Source organism: Pseudomonas alkylphenolica (assembly GCF_016009175.1).
GTDB classification, from domain to species: domain Bacteria; phylum Pseudomonadota; class Gammaproteobacteria; order Pseudomonadales; family Pseudomonadaceae; genus Aquipseudomonas; species Aquipseudomonas alkylphenolica_B.
On the sequence record NZ_JADUCM010000039.1, the window covers coordinates 1 to 17,107 of the forward strand.

Annotated in this window: 9 protein-coding genes and 2 tRNA genes; 4 read left to right on the forward strand and 7 right to left on the reverse strand. The window is 62.8% G+C overall.

Going from position 1 to position 17,107, the window contains the following annotated elements; translation table 11 throughout:
- Positions 1–342 precede the first annotated feature (342 nt).
- From I5S59_RS23395 to I5S59_RS23405, 3 genes are all read right to left on the reverse strand, one after another.
- Positions 343–4,392 (reverse strand): bifunctional nitrate reductase/sulfite reductase flavoprotein subunit alpha, encoded by a 4,050-nt coding sequence (locus I5S59_RS23395; protein ID WP_197878681.1) that lies wholly within the window; start codon positions 4,390–4,392, stop codon positions 343–345.
- A gap of 323 nt (positions 4,393–4,715) precedes the next feature.
- Positions 4,716–4,792, reverse strand: a tRNA-Asp gene (locus I5S59_RS23400).
- A 20-nt stretch (positions 4,793–4,812) separates the two neighbouring features.
- Positions 4,813–4,888 (reverse strand) — tRNA-Val (locus I5S59_RS23405).
- A gap of 158 nt (positions 4,889–5,046) precedes the next feature.
- On the opposite strand from I5S59_RS23405, the gene rdgC reads away from it, so the two are divergent.
- Positions 5,047–5,967 carry a recombination-associated protein RdgC gene (gene rdgC, locus I5S59_RS23410; RefSeq protein WP_128325827.1) on the forward strand — a complete coding sequence of 307 codons (921 nt, stop codon included), beginning with the start codon at positions 5,047–5,049 and terminating at the stop codon, positions 5,965–5,967.
- A 159-nt stretch (positions 5,968–6,126) separates the two neighbouring features.
- Positions 6,127–6,444, forward strand: a complete 318-nt coding sequence (sugE, locus tag I5S59_RS23415) for a quaternary ammonium compound efflux SMR transporter SugE (protein ID WP_128325826.1) — start codon at positions 6,127–6,129, stop codon at positions 6,442–6,444.
- A 15-nt stretch (positions 6,445–6,459) separates the two neighbouring features.
- Here the strand turns inward: sugE and I5S59_RS23420 are convergent, their stop codons facing one another.
- Positions 6,460–8,334 carry an MFS transporter gene (locus I5S59_RS23420; RefSeq protein WP_197878682.1) on the reverse strand — a complete coding sequence of 625 codons (1,875 nt, stop codon included), beginning with the start codon at positions 8,332–8,334 and terminating at the stop codon, positions 6,460–6,462.
- 79 nt (positions 8,335–8,413) lie between these two features.
- Positions 8,414–9,559, reverse strand: coding sequence for a TDT family transporter (locus tag I5S59_RS23425; protein WP_332262095.1), 1,146 nt, complete (start codon positions 9,557–9,559; stop codon positions 8,414–8,416).
- A gap of 183 nt (positions 9,560–9,742) precedes the next feature.
- Here I5S59_RS23425 and I5S59_RS23430 point away from each other — a divergent pair, with 183 nt between their 5' ends.
- The gene (locus I5S59_RS23430) at positions 9,743–10,918 is read left to right on the forward strand and encodes an MFS transporter (RefSeq protein WP_197878684.1); all 1,176 of its coding nucleotides are present in this window, start codon (positions 9,743–9,745) and stop codon (positions 10,916–10,918) included.
- A gap of 170 nt (positions 10,919–11,088) precedes the next feature.
- Positions 11,089–14,562, forward strand: coding sequence for a PAS domain-containing hybrid sensor histidine kinase/response regulator (locus I5S59_RS23435; protein ID WP_197878685.1), 3,474 nt, complete (start codon positions 11,089–11,091; stop codon positions 14,560–14,562).
- Here I5S59_RS23435 and rmuC read toward each other — a convergent pair.
- Positions 14,534–15,922 (reverse strand): DNA recombination protein RmuC, encoded by a 1,389-nt coding sequence (gene rmuC, locus I5S59_RS23440; protein ID WP_197878713.1) that lies wholly within the window; start codon positions 15,920–15,922, stop codon positions 14,534–14,536. The genes I5S59_RS23435 and rmuC overlap by 29 nt on opposite strands.
- A 179-nt stretch (positions 15,923–16,101) precedes the next feature.
- The gene (locus I5S59_RS23445) at positions 16,102–16,530 is read right to left on the reverse strand and encodes a tetratricopeptide repeat protein (protein WP_197878686.1); all 429 of its coding nucleotides are present in this window, start codon (positions 16,528–16,530) and stop codon (positions 16,102–16,104) included.
- Positions 16,531–17,107: the final 577 nt, after the last annotated feature.

The following is a 17,107-nucleotide window of genomic DNA, read 5'->3' on the forward strand; positions in this document are numbered from 1 at the left end:
CCTCCAGCTCAGCGCCAACTGATCCGGCCCATTCGCGGGGTAAACCCCCTGCCCCCAGCCTCTGTCCGGGGGCGGGGGGGACCCGTGGGGGGGGGGGTTGCCCCCCAAAAAAAACACCCCGGCGGGGGGCCCCCCCGCCGCCCCGCGGCCTTTGCCTGGTCGTTTTTGTAGTTCCCGGTGCGGATCGCCTTTGACCCGCGAGAACGTTGTGGTGGTGCCGTTGTAGCAGGATAAAAGCAGGGACTGTGCCAACTGCCAAACCCCATGAAATCCGGGCTTCTACGCAGTTGGCCGGATGCAGAACCGACCCAGCCTGGTGCAGCCCTCCCCCTTATGGGGCATTCAATAGACGTCGCGCAGGTAGCGCTTGCTGCGGTTCAGCTCGCTGACATAGGCATCGGCCTGCTCATTGCTGAGTGCGCCGTGCTCGCGCACCACCTGCCTGAGCGCGGCATCGACATCCCGGGCCATGCGCCCTGCATCACCGCACACATAGAAGTGCCCGCCCTCTTCCAGCCAGCGCCAGAGTTCACCACCCTGCTCAAGCATGCGCTGCTGCACATAGACCTTTTCTGCCTGGTCGCGGGAAAACGCCGTATCCAGCCGCGTCAAATGACCTTCACGCTGCCAGGCCAGCAGTTCATCGCGATAGTAGAAGTCGCTGGCGGCTTTCTGCTCGCCAAACAGCAGCCAGTTACGCCCCTTGCTGCCCTCGGCCTGACGCTCCTGCAAGAACGCCCGAAACGGCGCCACGCCAGTGCCGGGGCCGACCATGATCACCGGCGCGTCACTGTCCTTGGGCAGCCGGAAATGCGCACTGGGCTGGGTGAAGATCGCCACGTCGTGCTGCCCGGCACGGTCTGCCAGGAAGGTCGAGCACACCCCTTTGCGCTGGCCATAACGCACGGTAGACAGGGTCAGGTGCACCTGATCGGGGTGTTGCCGGGGGCTGGAGCTGATCGAGTAGAGCCGCGGCTGCAACGGTTTGAGCAGGCTCAACCAGGTCGCTTGATCCAGCGCCGGCTTGCAGGCCTGCATCAGGTCGATCAGTTGCTTGTCCCACAGCCAGTCCTTGAGCGCCGCTTTGTTCTGTGGTTTGAGCAAATCGACCAGAACAGGATCGCTGCCATGCTCGGCAAACGCTTCCAGCAACGCCGGCGTCACCCGGGCGATTTCCAGATGCTCGCTCAGGGCGGTGGCCAAGGGCATGTCGGCCTGACCGTTAAGGCTGACCGAAGCCGTGCCATCCAGGCGGGCTGCTGTCAGCCACTCATCAACCAGCTGCGGGCAGTTGCGCGGCCAGACACCCAGCGCATCACCGGCTTGATAGGTAAGGCCGCTGCCGGCCAGGTCGAAGACAATCTGCCGGGTTTCCTTGCTGGCGCCCGGGCTGTTGAGCAGGCGGTTTTCCAGCAACCGCGCCTGCAGAGGGTGCTGCTTGCTGAAGCCGGTGGTTGCCGGGACGGCCACGGTCGCCGTTGTGGTGGTGCCCACGTTGCCCAGTTTTGCAAGCAGCGCCTGTAGCCAGGGCGCGGCGTGTTGTTGGTAATCGCCGTCACAATCGACCCGCTCAAGCAGGCGCTGCCCGCCCAACTCAAGCAGGCGCTGATCAAGCTTGCGCCCAAAGCCACAGAATTGCTCGTAGCTGGAATCCCCCAGGGCCAGCACCGCGAACGGCAAACCGTCGCAGCGACCGGCCGACTCAGCGTGCAAGCCCTGCCAGAACGCGGCACCGCTGTCTGGCGCTTCACCGTCACCGAAGGTGCTGGCAATCACCAACAGGCTGGCGGCACCGTCCAGCTGCGCCACGCTCACCTCGTCCATGCAGTTCAACTGTACCGCCAACCCGGCCTTGCGCAGCTGCTCGGCACAATGCTCGGCCAGGGCCTGGCTGTTACCGGTCTGCGACGCCCAGAGCAGCAGATGGCGGGCAGGCCCGGTCGCTGCCAGCGCCAAGGGCTGCGCCTGTGGCTGGGCGCTGCGGGAGAACAACCCGGCCAGCAGGCCATCGACCAGCAAGCGCCGCGCCGGGGTAAACGGCGCACTTGCAGGCAGGGTCGGTACCTCGTCGCGCATTGCAGGTGCGCTACGCAACCCCAGGACAAAACCGTGCATGTACTGTTGTTCTTCTGCAGCCAGGGACAGTTCAACGCAACTGTCCAGGCCCAGCAGACGACTCAGGGTGTCAGTCGCCATAGCGGCGGGCTCCTGTTGGATCTCGGTGGCGGGAATGCGCTGGCCGGCGACCCGGCTCAGGGCCACGGCGCAGTATTTGAAGGCGGGTTGCAGCGACACTGGATCGACGGCATCGCTGGTCACGGCATTGATTGCCAGGTTTTCGCCATAGACATCGTTCCAGTGAAACGGCGTAAAACAGTTGCCCGGCAGTACCCGGGTGGTGATCCGCGCAGGCAATAGCGCCTGACCACGTCGCGAGCGCACCTGCACCTGGTCCTGCTCAGCAATGCCCAGGCGCTCGGCGTCTTCGGGATGAAGCTCGACAAAGGGCCCGGGATCGAGTTTGTTCAGCGCCGAGACCTTGCCGGTCTTGGTCAGGGTGTGCCACTGATGCTGGACGCGACCGGTGTTGAGCACCAGCGCGAACTCGTCGTCGGGCAACTCGGCCGCCGGCAACCACGGCCGGGCGAAGAAGCGCGCTTTGCCACTGGCAGTCGGGAAGGCAATGGCCGGTGTATTGCCGTGCACATCGACATGCAGGGTCTGGCTGACGCCGTCATTGCGATAGCGCAACGGGCTGCGCGAATCGTCACGGCCGGGCTCGCAGGGCCACTGCCGCGGCGCCTGGCGCAGGTCGGCATAGTGCACACCGCGCAGGTCGTAGCCGGTGGCGGGGTTCCAGGCCTGGCGGATCTCGTCGAACACCGTTTCGGCAGTGGCGTAGCTGAACGCCTCGTGAAAGCCCATGGCGCAGGCGATCCGGGCAATGATCTGCCAGTCGGGCAGGCTCTCACCCGGCGGCTCGACGGCCTGGCTCATCAACGTCAGGTTGCGCTCGGAGTTGATCATCACTCCTTCGCCTTCGGCCCACAGCGCCGCCGGCAGGAGAATATCGGCGTAACGGTTGGTCTCGGTGTCGACAAAAGCGTCCTGGGTGATCACCAGTTCCGCCGCTTGCAGGCCCTCGATCACCTGCTGGCGATTGGCGACGCTGGCCACCGGGTTGCTGCAGATGATCCAGCAGGCCTTGATCTGCCCCGCCGCCATCTGCTCGAACAGCGCGACAGTACCGTCACCGGCCTCGCTGCGCAGGCTGGCAGCGGGTATGTTCCAGAGCTGCTCGACGAATGCACGGTCGGCCTCGACCAGCGCCGAGCGCTGCCCGGGAAGCCCCGGGCCCATGTAACCCATTTCCCGCCCGCCCATGGCGTTCGGCTGCCCGGTCAGCGAGAAAGGCCCGGCACCTGGCCGGCAGATCGCCCCGGTGGCCAGGTGCAGGTTGCACAGGGCGTTGGATTGCCAGGTGCCATGGATGCTCTGGTTCAGGCCCATGGTCCAGCAACTCATCCATTCCGGCGCCTGCCCGATCCACGCGGCCGCCTGGCGAATATCGGCTTCGGCCAGCCCGGTGATGGCGGCAACCCGCTCGGGGGTGTAGTCCTGCAGAAAGGCCGGTAGCGCTTCCCAACCTTCGGTGTATTGGGCAATAAATTCCGCATCGCAGTGCCCCGCCTGGTGCAGCAGGTACAGCAGGCCGTTGAGCAGCGCCAGGTCGGTGCCGGGCTTGATCTGCAGAAACAGGTCCGCTTTGTCGGCGGTGGCGTTGCGCCGTGGATCGACGACGATCAACCGCGCACCGGCCTTGAGCCGGTCGAGCAGGCGCAAGAACAGAATCGGGTGACAGTCGGCCATGTTCGCGCCGATGACAAAAAACACCTCGGCACGTTCAAAGTCCTGATAGCTGCCCGGCGGCCCGTCAGCCCCCAGCGACTGTTTGTAACCACTGCTGGCGCTGGCCATGCACAGGCGCGAATTGGATTCGATGTGCCGGCTGCGCACGAAGCCTTTGGCCAGTTTGTTGATCAGGTACTGGGCTTCCAGCGACATTTGCCCGGAGACATAAAACGCCAGGGCATCGGGCCCATGCGTGTCGAGTATCGCGCGCTGGCGCGCGCCCGCCTGGGCAATGGCTGCATCCATCGCGGTCTGCACCGGGTCGCGCTGGCGCTGGTTGCGCACGTACGCGAACTCCATGCGCCCCGACTCGCGCAAAGGCAGATGCGCGGTCAGCCCTTTGGTGCACAGACGACCAAAGTTGCTGGGGTGCTGTTTGTCACCACTGATCTTGGTCACGCGGTTGCCTTCAACCGTCATGACGATGCCGCACCCTACTCCACAATATGGGCAAACGCTGCGCACGCTGGTGCTGCTCATCTGCCGACCTCCTGCTGACGCAAACAAAAAGGCGCCCTGCTGCCTCGGCTTGTAAAAACAAGCGGAAGCAACACGGCGCCTTTGTCGTGAACGGGGCAATCTGCGTTGATTGCCGGATAGACAGGCATAAGCAAAGCCCGCGCCAGTTTGCGCAGGCCAGCAACAACGGGGACATCGAGCATAATCGACAGTGGCGGACGCACCGTCATGGGGAGTGCTGCACCACGCCGAGGCGCTTGGTGAAGCGCAGAAACAAAAAAAGCGACCCTAAGGTCGCTTTCTCTGTGGCTTCCGGGTGTTCAGTGGGCCCTGGAAGCTAAATATGGCGCAGCGGACGGGACTCGAACCCGCGACCCCCGGCGTGACAGGCCGGTATTCTAACCGACTGAACTACCGCTGCGCGATACACTTGAAGACGAGTGGTGGGTGATGACGGGATCGAACCGCCGACCCTCTGCTTGTAAGGCAGATGCTCTCCCGGCTGAGCTAATCACCCTTCGTCTCGGTGTGGCGCGCATTCTACGGAGCACCGAACACTCTGGCAAGCACTTTTTTAAAAAAATTTTTCAGGCGTTCCAAAGACTTAGCGGACTTGGCCTGAAGTGCCTGCTCGGAGAATAATGCCCTCCTTATATGGAAGGAGAGATTCACCCCATGTGGTTCAAAAACCTGCTGACCTATCGCCTGACCCAGGATGTCCCGTTCGAACCCGAAGCGCTGGAAACCGCTCTGGCCAGCAAGCCGGCGCGCCCCTGCGCCAGCCAGGAGTTGACCACCTATGGTTTCGTCGCGCCGTTCGGCAAAGGCGAAGATGCTCCCCTGGTCCACGTCAGTGGCGACTTCCTGCTGATTGCTGCGCGTAAAGAAGAACGCATCCTGCCTGGCAGCGTCGTGCGTGACGCGGTCAAGGAAAAGATCGACGAGATCGAAGCCGAACAGATGCGCAAGGTGTACAAGAAGGAACGCGACCAGATCAAGGACGAGATCATCCAGGCCTTCCTGCCGCGTGCCTTTATCCGCCGCTCGATGATCTTCGCTGCCATTGCCCCCAAGCAAGGCCTGATTCTGGTCAACTCGGCCAGTGCCAAGCGTGCCGAAGACCTGCTCTCGACCCTGCGTGAAGTGATGGGCTCGCTGCCGGTGCGTCCGGTGACGGTGAAGATCGCCCCGAGCGCGACCATGACCGACTGGGTCAAGACCCAGCAAGCCGCGCCTGACTTCTATGTACTGGACGAGTGCGAACTGCGCGACACCCATGAAGACGGCGGTATCGTGCGCTGCAAACGTCAGGACCTGACCAGCGACGAAATCCAGCTGCACCTGGGCACCGGCAAGGTGGTCACGCAATTGTCCCTGGCCTGGCAGGACAAACTGTCGTTCGTGCTCGACGACAAAATGGTCATCAAGCGCCTGCGCTTTGAAGAATTGCTGCAGGACCAGGCCGAAGAAGATGGCGGCGACGAAGCCCTGGGCCAGCTCGATGCCAGCTTCACCCTGATGATGCTGACCTTTGGCGAGTTCCTGCCGGCGCTGTTCGAAGCCCTCGGCGGTGAAGAGATTCCGCAAGGGGTCTAAAGATGTAAGCCACAAGCTGCAAGCTGCAAGTCAGAGCAGGCGCCGCCCCGCTTGAAGCTTGAGGCTTGCAGCTTTAAGCTACCGAACTGTGAGGACGGCCTCACGACGCACCGCGTGACCATTCCGGGGACGGCCCCATCACTTTGATGGAGACCCTGCATGTCCTGGATCATCCTGTTTTTCGCCGGCCTGTTCGAAGTCGGCTGGGCCGTCGGCCTGAAATACACCGATGGCTTTTCCCGCCCTCTGCCCACCGTACTGACTGTCGGCGCCATGGTCATCAGCCTTGGCCTGCTCGGCCTTGCGATGAAAGAACTGCCGCTGGGTACCGCCTATGCGATCTGGACCGGCGTCGGTGCGGTTGGCACGGTGATCGCCGGCATCATCCTGTTCGGTGAGTCCATGGCCCTGTTCCGCCTGATCAGCGTCGCGCTGATCATTTGCGGCCTGGTCGGGCTCAAGGTCAGCGCCAGCTGACCTTGAGCGAGCGGATCAGCGCAGCGCACCACGCAACGCGCTGACCCGCTCGCGCAGCAGTGTCGGTTCCGCCGCCTCGACCGGGATGGCGGCACCGGCCACCAGCGTTACCCGCGACCACAAGCGCCGAAAGAAGCCCTTGGCAGGATCGCGGCTGAAGAAACTCCCCCACAAGCCCTGTAGGGCCATCGGAATCACCGGCACCGGTGTTTGTTCGATGATCCGGCTGACGCCGCCTTTGAACGCATCGATCTCACCATCAGTGGTCAGTTTGCCTTCCGGAAAAATACACACCAGCTCGCCCTCGGCAAGGTACCGGGCAATCTGCTCGAAGGCCTGCTCGTAGGTCGCAGCATCTTCGTTGCGTCCGGCAATGGGAATGGCGCCGGCGGTGCGGAAGATGAAGTTGAGTACCGGCAACTGGTAGATCTTGTAGTACATGACAAAGCGCACCGGACGGCGCACCGCGCCGCCGATCAGCAGCGCATCGACAAACGACACGTGGTTGCACACCAGCAGCGCCGCGCCCTCCTCTGGAATCTGCTGCAGGCCACGGTGCTCCACCCGGTACATGGAGTGGCTGAGCAGCCAGATCATGAAACGCATGGTGAACTCGGGGACGATCCTGAAGATGTAGGCATTGACACCGATGTTCAACAGCGACACCACCAGGAACAACTGCGGGATGGTCAGTTCGGCCAGGCTCAACAGCACGATGGTGACGATGGCCGAAACCACCATGAACAACGCATTGAGAATATTGTTGGCGGCGATTACCCGCGAACGCTCCTGCACTGGCGTGCGCGACTGGATCAGCGCATACAGCGGCACGATATAGAAGCCGCCAAACACCCCCAGGCCAACAATCGACAGCAAGATCCACCACGCCTGCGGCATGCCCAGCAGGGCCAGCCAGTCATGCGCCGTGGCGCCAGCGACAACATCCCCCGAATGCCACCACCAGAGCAGGCCGAACAGGGTCAGCCCGAAGGAGCCGAACGGCACCAGACCGATTTCCACCTTGTGCCCGCTGAGGCGTTCGCACAGCAATGAACCCAGGGCAATGCCGACCGAAAACAGTGTGAGCACCAGGGTGACCACCGTCTCGTCGCCGTGCAGCCAGTCCTTGGCATAGGCCGGAATCTGCGTCAGGTAAATCGCCCCGACAAACCAGAACCACGAGTTGCCGACAATCGAGCGCGACACTGCCGGTGTCTGGCCAAGCCCCAGGCGCAAGGTCGCCCAGGACTGGCTGAAGATGTTCCAGTTCAGCTTCATCTGTGGTGACGAAGCACTTGCCCGGGGAATCCACTGGCTGGACAAGTAACCCAACGCCGCCACGGCAACCACCGCGCAGGCCACCACCGGCGCATAGTGCGTGCTCGACATCATCACCCCGGCGCCTATCGTGCCGGCGAGAATCGCCAGGAAGGTGCCCATTTCCACCAGGCCATTGCCACCAACCAGTTCGTGGTCATCCAGGGCCTGCGGCAGGATCGAGTATTTGACCGGCCCGAACAGCGCGGAATGCGTACCCATGGCGAACAGTGCCAGCAGCATCAGTGTCAGGTGGTTGGTCAGAAAGCCAAGGGCGCCGACGGCCATGATGCCGATTTCGGCCAGCTTGATCAGGCGGATCAAGGCATCCTTGGGGTACTTCTCACCAAACTGCCCCGCCAACGCGGAAAACAGGAAGAACGGCAGGATGAACAACAGCGCACAGAGGTTGATCCAGATCGAGCGGTCTCCGTCGATGGACAGCTTGTAGAGAATGGCCAGAATCAACGACTGCTTGAACAGGTTGTCGTTGAACGCCCCCAATGACTGGGTAATGAAGAAGGGCAGAAACCGACGTTTGCCAAGAAGGCTGAACTGCGAGGTTTGACTCATCGTCCGTGTACCTGAGTGGGGCTTTGTAATTGGAGGCACGCAAGCCGCACAAAGCCACACTCACCCAGGTAAAAGCAATCTACTTGTTCAGCCCGGCAATGCACGGCGAGACGAACAGCTCGCCGCGCCAGGCGCCGCGCAGGGTCAGGCTGGCGACCATCATCCACAGGCCGGCCAGCGCCACCACCAGGACCAGGCCCATGTGCTGGAAGAACACCAGCCCCAGCCAGCTGCCGAGTTTGAGGGTCGCCAGGGTGTAGACCCCGAGCGGGAAGGTAAAGCCCCACCAGCCCAGGTTGAACGGCATGCCGTGGCGCATGTAGCGCAGGGTGATCAGGGTCGCCGTCAGCAACCACCACAGGCCTGCGCCCCACAGCACGATCCCGGCAATCAGGCCCAGGCCTCGGGCGATCTCACCCAGCTGACCAAAGCCGTTGGCGGCGAAGATTGCCGGCGCATCCGCGCCCAGCAGCAACATGCCCAGCGCCCCGGTGCCGATGGGGCCCAGCGCCAGCCAGCTGGAAGCGGCCATGTTGGCGTGCGGCAACTTGTGCAAAGCCATGCGCAGCGTGAGGATGGTGAGGATGCTGAAGGCTACCGGCAACGATACGGCCCACAATACATAGCTGGTGATCAGCACCAGGAACTGGCTATGAGCATCGACCAGGTGCGGAGCGAGTTGCCCGCCACTGGCGGCGGCGACCTCCGCAGCCACCACCGGCAACAGCCAGACCGCAGTCATCTGGTCGATGCTGTGCTCCTGGCGGGTGAACATCAGGTAGGGAATCGCCACCCCGCACAGCAGCGCCAGGCCGACATCAAACCACCACAGCGCCTCGACCCAGGGCACGATCCCCTCGCCCCAGCGGTTGATGCCAAACAGCAGGCAACCATTGAGAATGGTCGCCAGCCCCATCGGGATGGTGCCGAAAAACATCGACACGGTGGAGTGCGCGAAGATCTGCCGCGCTTCATGGAAAAACATCACCCAGCGCGCGGCATACAGCACGCTGAACACCACGAACAAGACGATGGCCAGCCACCACAGGGCCTCGGCCACGCCGTGCAGGCTGCTGATGCCGATCTGCATCAGGGCCAGGGCGAGCACGCCCGTGCCCATGGTGGCGGCGAACCAGTTGGGCGTGAACTGGCGAATCACTTCACGCGGGTGAGCCAGGTGGCTCAGCGGACGTAACGGCGATGTGCTGTGTTGAAGGCATGTCACGATCGAATCTCCTGTCCTCTGGTGAGGTTGAGCCAATCTTATGCCCGCAAAAAACATCTATAAAACGGGTATTTTCTCTATCTGTTATCTATTTCACCAATATCAGCCTGCACTGTTATCGCCCGCCCGTGCTGGCGTATGCTGGGTATTGGCGGCCAGCTTCAGAGTGACAAGGACGTGACCATGCTCGATGCCGTACGACATTACAGCCCGCAAGTACGCCTGCTGCTGGCGACCACCGGTGTACTCACCCTGGCGCGGGCAATCACCCTGCCCTACCTGGTGGTCTATCTGGCGCAGAATTTCAACCTGGGCATCAGCACCATCGGCCTGACGATTGGCGGTGCGCTGATCGTTGCCTCGTTGCTGAGCCTGTATGGCGGTTACCTGATCGATACTGTGCGCAGTTACACGGTGATCATCGTCTCGACCGTGGTGTTCTGCCTGTCGTTCGTTGCAGCGATTGTCAGCCGCGAGCTAAGCCTGTTTTTCATCAGCCTGGTGCTGATCAACCTGGCCCTGGCGGTGATCGACATTGCCGCCAAATCCGGTTTCTGTGCACTGCTGCCACTGGAGCAGCGTGCCGAGGCGTTCTCGATCAAATACACCTTGAGCAACGTCGCCTACGCCGTCGGCCCCTTCGTCGGCCTGGCGCTGGTGGCGCTCGACGATCACCTGCCGTTTTTGCTGTCGGCGCTGCTGGGCCTGGTAATGTGCCTGTGCTACCGGCGCTGGGGCGAGCGCTCGGCGCGGGCGAGCCTGGACAGTGGTGCCCAGGCTGGCTTCCTGAGCATTGGCGGACACTTGCTCAAGGATCGCCGGTTGATCTGCTTCACCCTCGGCGGCGCGCTCAGTGCCGTGGTGTTCGGCCAGTTCACCGCCTACCTGTCGCAATACCTGGTGGTCACCAGCAGTGCCAGCGAGGCAGCGCGCTACATCAGCTACCTGGTGGCAACCAACGCCGTCACCGTGATTGCCTTGCAGTACGTTATCGGCCGGCGCATCAGCAGCAGCCAATTGATGCCCTGGCTACTGGCCGGCATGGCGCTTTTTCTTGCTGGCCTGCTGGGTTTCTCGCTGGCGCAGTCGCTGCTGGCCTGGTGCCTGGCGATGCTGGTATTCACCCTGGGCGAGATCATCGTCATCCCCGCCGAATACATGTTCATCGACAGCATCGCCCCCGAGCACCTGCGCGGGGTGTATTACGGCGCGCAGAACCTGTCCAACCTCGGGGCTGCGCTGGGCCCGGTGATCTGCGGCTTTGCCCTGGCACACCTGGTGCCGGTGGCCACCTTCTACCTGTTGATCGGCTCGGTGGTGCTGGCGGCACTGTTCTATTACCTCGGGGCACGGCGCTGAACAGCCTGAGGGAGGGGTGAATTCACTCACACACATCGCCGCCCCGACCTGCGACGCTCTGCCACTGCTACCAACGTCGGCGCTGACGAAGCGCCGTCGGCGTGCCAGACTGATTGATTGAGGTTCGCCGTTACGCCGACGGTGGTTCCACCTTTTGTTTCGGAGACGTCATGTCGCTGTCCAGTGGGCTGATCGCTGTGGTCGCCCTGGCCTATATGGCCATCATGTTCGCTATTGCCTTCTATGGTGACCGCCGAAAAACGCCGCTGCCACCACGCCTGCGCGCCTGGGTGTATAGCCTGTCGCTGGCGGTGTATTGCACCAGCTGGACCTTCTTTGGCGCCGTAGGCCAGGCTGCCGAACAGCTTTGGGCGTTCCTGCCGATCTACCTGGGCCCGGTGCTTTTGCTGCTGTTCGCCCCCTGGGTGCTGCAGAAGATGGTGCTGATCAGCAAGCAGGAAAACATTACTTCGATCGCCGACTTCATTGCTGCCCGTTACGGCAAATCGCAATCGCTGGCGGTGGTGGTGGCGCTGATCTGCCTGGTCGGCGTACTGCCCTATATCGCCTTGCAGCTAAAAGGTATCGTGCTGGGCGTCAACCTGCTGATCGGCGCCAGTGCCGACGCCACCGGCAGCCGCGTGCAAGACACCGCACTGGTGGTGTCGCTGGTGCTGGCACTGTTCTCCATCGTCTTCGGTACCCGCAGCCTGGATGTGACCGAGCACCACCGCGGCATGGTGCTGGCGATTGCCTTCGAGGCGCTGGTCAAGTTGCTGGCGTTTCTGGCCGTGGGTGCCTTCGTCACCTATGGCCTGTTCAACGGTTTCGACGACCTGTTCAGCCAGGCCAAACTGGCCCCGCGCCTGGAAGGTTTCTGGAGCGAAACCATCAACTGGCCGTCGATGGTGGTGCAGACAGGCGTGGCGATGATGGCAATCATCTGCCTGCCACGGCAGTTCCATGTCACCGTGGTCGAGAACATCGAACCGCAGGACTTGCGCCTGGCGCGCTGGGTGTTCCCCGCCTACCTGATCCTCGCCGCGCTGTTCGTGGTGCCGATCGCCCTGGCCGGGCAGATGCTGCTGCCCGGGGTGATGCCCGACTCCTTCGTGATCAGTCTGCCCCTGGCTGAAGCCCACCCGGCCCTTGCCTTGCTGGCGTTCATCGGCGGCGCGTCGGCCGCCACCGGCATGGTGATCGTCGAAGCAGTGGCGCTGTCGACCATGGTTTCCAACGACATGCTGCTGCCCTGGCTGCTGCGTCGCAACAACGCCGAACGGCCGTTCGAAGTGTTCCGCCACTGGATGCTCTCGGTACGCCGGGTGACCATTGTCGTGATCATGCTGCTGGCTTATGTCAGCTACCGCCTGCTGGGGTCTACTGCGAGCCTGGCCACCATTGGCCAGATCGCCTTTGCCGCGGTGACCCAACTCACCCCGGCCATGCTCGGTGCGCTGTACTGGAAACAGGCCAACCGTCGCGGCGTCTTCGCGGGCCTGGCGGCCGGTGTGTTCCTGTGGTTCTACACCCTGGTGCTGCCGATTACTGCGCACAGCCTGGGCTGGCCGCTGGAGCTGTTCCCGGGCCTGGCCTGGCTGCACGGCAACCCGCTCGACCTGCCCATCACGCCACTGACCCAAGGCGTGGTGCTGTCGCTGGCCGGCAACTTCACCCTGTTCGCCTGGGTGTCGATTCTGTCCCGTACCCGGGTGTCCGAGCACTGGCAGGCCGGGCGGTTTATCGGCCAGCAAACCAGCGCGCGGCCCAACAGCCGCTCGTTGCTGGCGGTGCAGATCGACGACCTGCTCAACCTTGCCGCGCGCTTTGTCGGCGAAGAACGCGCGCGGCAAAGCTTCATCCGTTTTGCCTATCGCCAGGGCAAAGGCTTCAACCCCAACCAGAACGCTGACGGTGACTGGATCGAACACACTGAACGCCTGCTCGCAGGCGTGCTCGGCACGTCTTCGACCCGTGCGGTTGTAAAGGCGGCCATCGAAGGCCGCGACATGCAGCTTGAGGACGTCGTGCGCATCGCCGACGAAGCCTCCGAAGTGCTGCAGTTCAACCGCGCGCTGCTCCAGGGCGCGATCGAGAACATCAGCCAGGGCATCAGCGTGGTCGACCAGAACCTGCACCTGGTGGCCTGGAACCGCCGTTACCTGGAACTGTTCAACTACCCCGATGGTTTGATCAGCGTCGGCCGGCCGATTGCCGACATCATCCGCTACAACGCCGAGCGCGGCCTGTGCGGCCCGGGCGAAGCCCAGGTTCACGTGGCCCGCCGCCTGCACTGGATGCGCCAGGGCCGTGCGCACACCTCCGAACGCCTGTTCCCCAATGGCCGGGTCATCGAGCTGATCGGCAACCCCATGCCGGGCGGCGGTTTCGTCATGAGCTTCACCGACATCACCCCGTTCCGCGAAGCCGAGCAGGCACTCAAGGATGCCAACGAAGGCCTCGAGCAACGGGTGACCGAGCGTACCCAGGAGCTGTCGCAACTGAACCAGGCGCTGACCGAGGCCAAGAGCCATGCCGAAGCCGCCAACCAGTCCAAAACCCGCTTCCTGGCCGCCGTCAGCCATGACCTGATGCAGCCGTTGAACGCCGCTCGGCTGTTCTCTGCCGCCCTCTCGCACCAGGGCGACGGCTTTTCCCAGGAGGCCCGGCAACTGGTGCAGCACCTGGACAGCTCACTGCGTTCGGCCGAGGAGCTGATCAGCGACCTGCTGGATATTTCGCGCCTGGAAAACGGCAAGATCACTCCCGACCCCAAGCCTTTCGCCCTCAACGAACTGTTCGACACGCTCGGTGCCGAGTTCAAGGTATTGGCCCAGGAGCAGGGCCTGGACTTCCGCCTGCGCGGCAGTCGCCTGCGTGTACACAGCGACATGAAGCTGCTGCGGCGTATCCTGCAGAACTTCCTGACCAACGCCTTCCGCTATGGCAAGAGCCCGATCCTGCTCGGCGTCCGCCGGCAGAACGGCAAGCTGTGGCTGGAGGTCTGGGACCGTGGCCCGGGGATTGCCGACGACAAGCTGCAAGTGATTTTCGAGGAATTCAAGCGCCTGGACAGCCACCAGACCCGTGCCGAAAAAGGCCTGGGCCTGGGCCTGGCGATCGCCGACGGCCTATGCCGTGTGCTCGGCCATACCCTGGAGGTGCGTTCCTGGACGGGTAAAGGCAGCGTGTTTCGCGTCAGCGTGCCATTGGCCACGGCACCGGCGGCAGTGGTTGCCACCCCGGCGGAACAGGCCGGTCAGCCATTGGCCGGCATGCAGGTGCTGTGCGTCGACAACGAAGACAGCATCCTTATCGGCATGAACAGTTTGCTCAGTCGCTGGGGCTGCCAGGTGTGGACGGCACGCAACCGGGCCGAATGCGAAGCGCTGCTCAACAGCGGCATGCGCCCGCACCTGGCCTTGGTCGACTTTCACCTGGACGATGGCGAGATTGGTACCGAACTGATGGCCTGGCTACGCACACGACTGGGCGAGCCGGTGCCCGGCGTAGTGATCAGCGCCGATGGCCACAGCGAAACCGTGGCCCAGGTGCATGCCGCCGGGCTCGACTACCTGGCCAAGCCGGTCAAGCCGGCCGCCTTGCGCGCCCTGCTCAATCGGCATCTGAGCCTGGCCCAGTAAGGGCACTGGCGGCCAGCGGGTCGCCTTCGCTCATGGCCCGTTCCAGCAAGTCAGCCGGCAGGCTTTTGCTGGTGCGGGCACCAAGCAACTTCAGTTGTTCGCTGCGGCTGATCAGGTTGCCACGCCCTTCACACAGTTTGTTGCGCGCTGCGCTATAGGCTTTGTCGACCTGCTGCAGGCGGTTGCCGAGTTCATCCAGGTCCTGGATGAACAGCACGAACTTGTCGTACAGCCAGCCGGCACGCTCGGCGATTTCCCGGGCATTCTGGCTCTGGCGTTCCTGCTTCCACAAACTGTCGATGACCCGCAATGTGGCCAGCAAGGTGGTCGGGCTGACGATCACGATCTGTCGGTCGAACGCTTCCTGGAACAGGTTGGGCTCGGCCTGCAGCGCGGCGGAAAAGGCCGCTTCGATAGGCACGAAGAGCAGGACGAAGTCGAGGCTGTGCAAGCCCTCCAGGCGACTGTAGTCCTTGCCCGACAGGCCTTTGACATGGTTACGCAGCGACAGCACATGCTGCTTGAGGGCCGCCTGAGCGATGTCGGTGTCGTCAGCCGCCACATACTGCTGATAGGCCGTCAGGCTGACCTTGGAGTCCACCACTACCTGTTTGTCGCCAGGCAGCAGGATCAGCACATCCGGCTGGAACCGTTCGCCATCGGCACTCTTGAGGCTGACCTGGGTCTGGTACTCGCGGCCTTTTTCCAGCCCGGCATGCTCCAGTACCCGCTCAAGGATCAGTTCGCCCCAGTTGCCCTGGGTTTTCTGACCCTTGAGTGCCTGGGTCAGGTTGGTCGCCTCGTCACTCAGGCGCAGGTTGAGCTGCTGCAGGCGCTCAAGCTCCTTGGCCAGGGAAAAGCGCTCGCGGGCTTCCTGCTGGTAGCTGTCTTCGACGCGCTTTTCGAAGGCCTGGATACGCTCCTTGAGCGGGTCGAGCAGTTGCCCCAGGTGCTGTTGGCTGGTCTGTGCAAAGCGCTGCTCACGCTCGTCAAAAATCTTCGTGGCCATCTCGGCGAACTGGGCGCGCAGCTCATCGCGCGAGCCTTGCAGGTCATCCAGGCGTTGCTGATGGCTTTCCTGCTGCTCGCGCAGTTCGGCACTGAGCGCCGCACTCTGGGCGTCCAGCCGGCGCAATTCGGCTTCACGGGCGCTGCGCTCGAGCTGCCAGGCATGCGCGGCATCACGGGCGTTGTCGCGGTCGATCTGCAACAACTCCAGCTCGCGGGCCTGGGCGGCGAGCGTCGCTTGCTTGGCGGCATTGGCCTGGCTCAGGTCACTGATTTCGTCGCGACTGGCATCGAGCTGGGCGAGCAGGCCTTCCTGCGCCATCTGGGCGCTGCTGAGGCGCTCCTCGAACAAGGCCGTCTGCGCCTCGCGGGCAGCGTGCCGGCGCTGCTGCGCAAACAACCAGCCCAAACACGGCACTGCGGCCGCCATGATTCCCAGCACCAGGCTGGTCAGATCCAACGCCATTGCCACCCGAACACTCCCACCTGAACACAACGGCTGAGCTTATCAGCCTTGCCGCCGCTCTGCAGTCAGGCTTCAGGCAGTTGTTTGAGCAAGCGCCGGGCTTCCTGGGAGCCTTGCGCGGCAGCCAGCTCCAGCCAGTAGCGGGCCTGCTCGGGCTCGTTGATCTGCGGCTGGGCGCACAGGCGCCCGTATTCGAGCTGGGCACGGCGGTCACCGGCACGTGCAGCCTGGCGCAGCAGATCGTGGCCGATGCGCCGGTCGCGTGCATTACCGCAGTCCCGACAGAGCATTTGCCCCAGGCGGCTTTGGGCAACCACCACGCCCTGACGGGCCGGCTGTTTGAGCAGGCGCCCGGCAAAATGCTTGACGTTGGGGTTGTCGCCCAGCCGTGGGTTGTCGAGCAGCCACAGGGCCACCTTCAAGGTGAACCGCTTGGGCTCTGGCACGGTCGGGGGAGCGGAAGCAATGGCAGGGATTTTGGTGCGAAACTTCATGACCAACAGCGAAGGCAACTCGAGAGGCGCGCCACTCTACTCCATTTTTCCGACAATGGCCCGACCGTCGGCGATACTTTTTACAAAATATTTCCATGTTTTTTCTTTGCCTTCTGGCGAGGAAATATCCCTTGCCAGAAGGATGCATGAAGATTGTCCGACACATCGGAAAAAGCTGGCACGCCCGTCCTAGAGCAAGCGCTTGGGACAATCCACAGAAGCTGTGGATAACTCGGTGGACAACCCCCTTCAAGACCCCGCAAACCCCCATGAAATGGGGCTTTGGCTCAAACTGACGATTTTTTCACCAGATAAAATAAGTGTTTTTTTTCATTGACTTAAGTTCTCGCTCAAGTCATTGGCAGCCTCACCCGTTACTGTTGCAGCGTTGTAACAGCCCCTGCTCCAAGTGTGTACAACCGCCCCAAAGCAAGGCAGATCGCTGCACGAAATTGGACCGTACCCTGCGTGATCCCCACCGGCGGGGCCTTCACAGAAGGGAAAAAACACGAGATACTGGTCGGCTCCTCTGATGAAAAGCCATCAATCCTTGCCAAGACTCGGCCGTTGCTGTAGT

Bases quoted from the DNA above. Each gene is read 5' to 3' on its own strand.
- I5S59_RS23420 (WP_197878682.1), bottom strand. From the start codon at position 8,334: ATGAGTCAAACCTCGCAGTTCAGCCTTCTTGGCAAACGTCGGTTTCTG.
- sugE (WP_128325826.1), top strand. From the start codon at position 6,127: ATGTCCTGGATCATCCTGTTTTTCGCCGGCCTGTTCGAAGTCGGCTGG.
- I5S59_RS23435 (WP_197878685.1), top strand. From the start codon at position 11,089: ATGTCGCTGTCCAGTGGGCTGATCGCTGTGGTCGCCCTGGCCTATATG.
- I5S59_RS23430 (WP_197878684.1), top strand. From the start codon at position 9,743: ATGCTCGATGCCGTACGACATTACAGCCCGCAAGTACGCCTGCTGCTG.
- I5S59_RS23445 (WP_197878686.1), bottom strand. From the start codon at position 16,530: ATGAAGTTTCGCACCAAAATCCCTGCCATTGCTTCCGCTCCCCCGACC.
- rdgC (WP_128325827.1), top strand. From the start codon at position 5,047: ATGTGGTTCAAAAACCTGCTGACCTATCGCCTGACCCAGGATGTCCCG.
- I5S59_RS23395 (WP_197878681.1), bottom strand. From the start codon at position 4,392: ATGAGCAGCACCAGCGTGCGCAGCGTTTGCCCATATTGTGGAGTAGGG.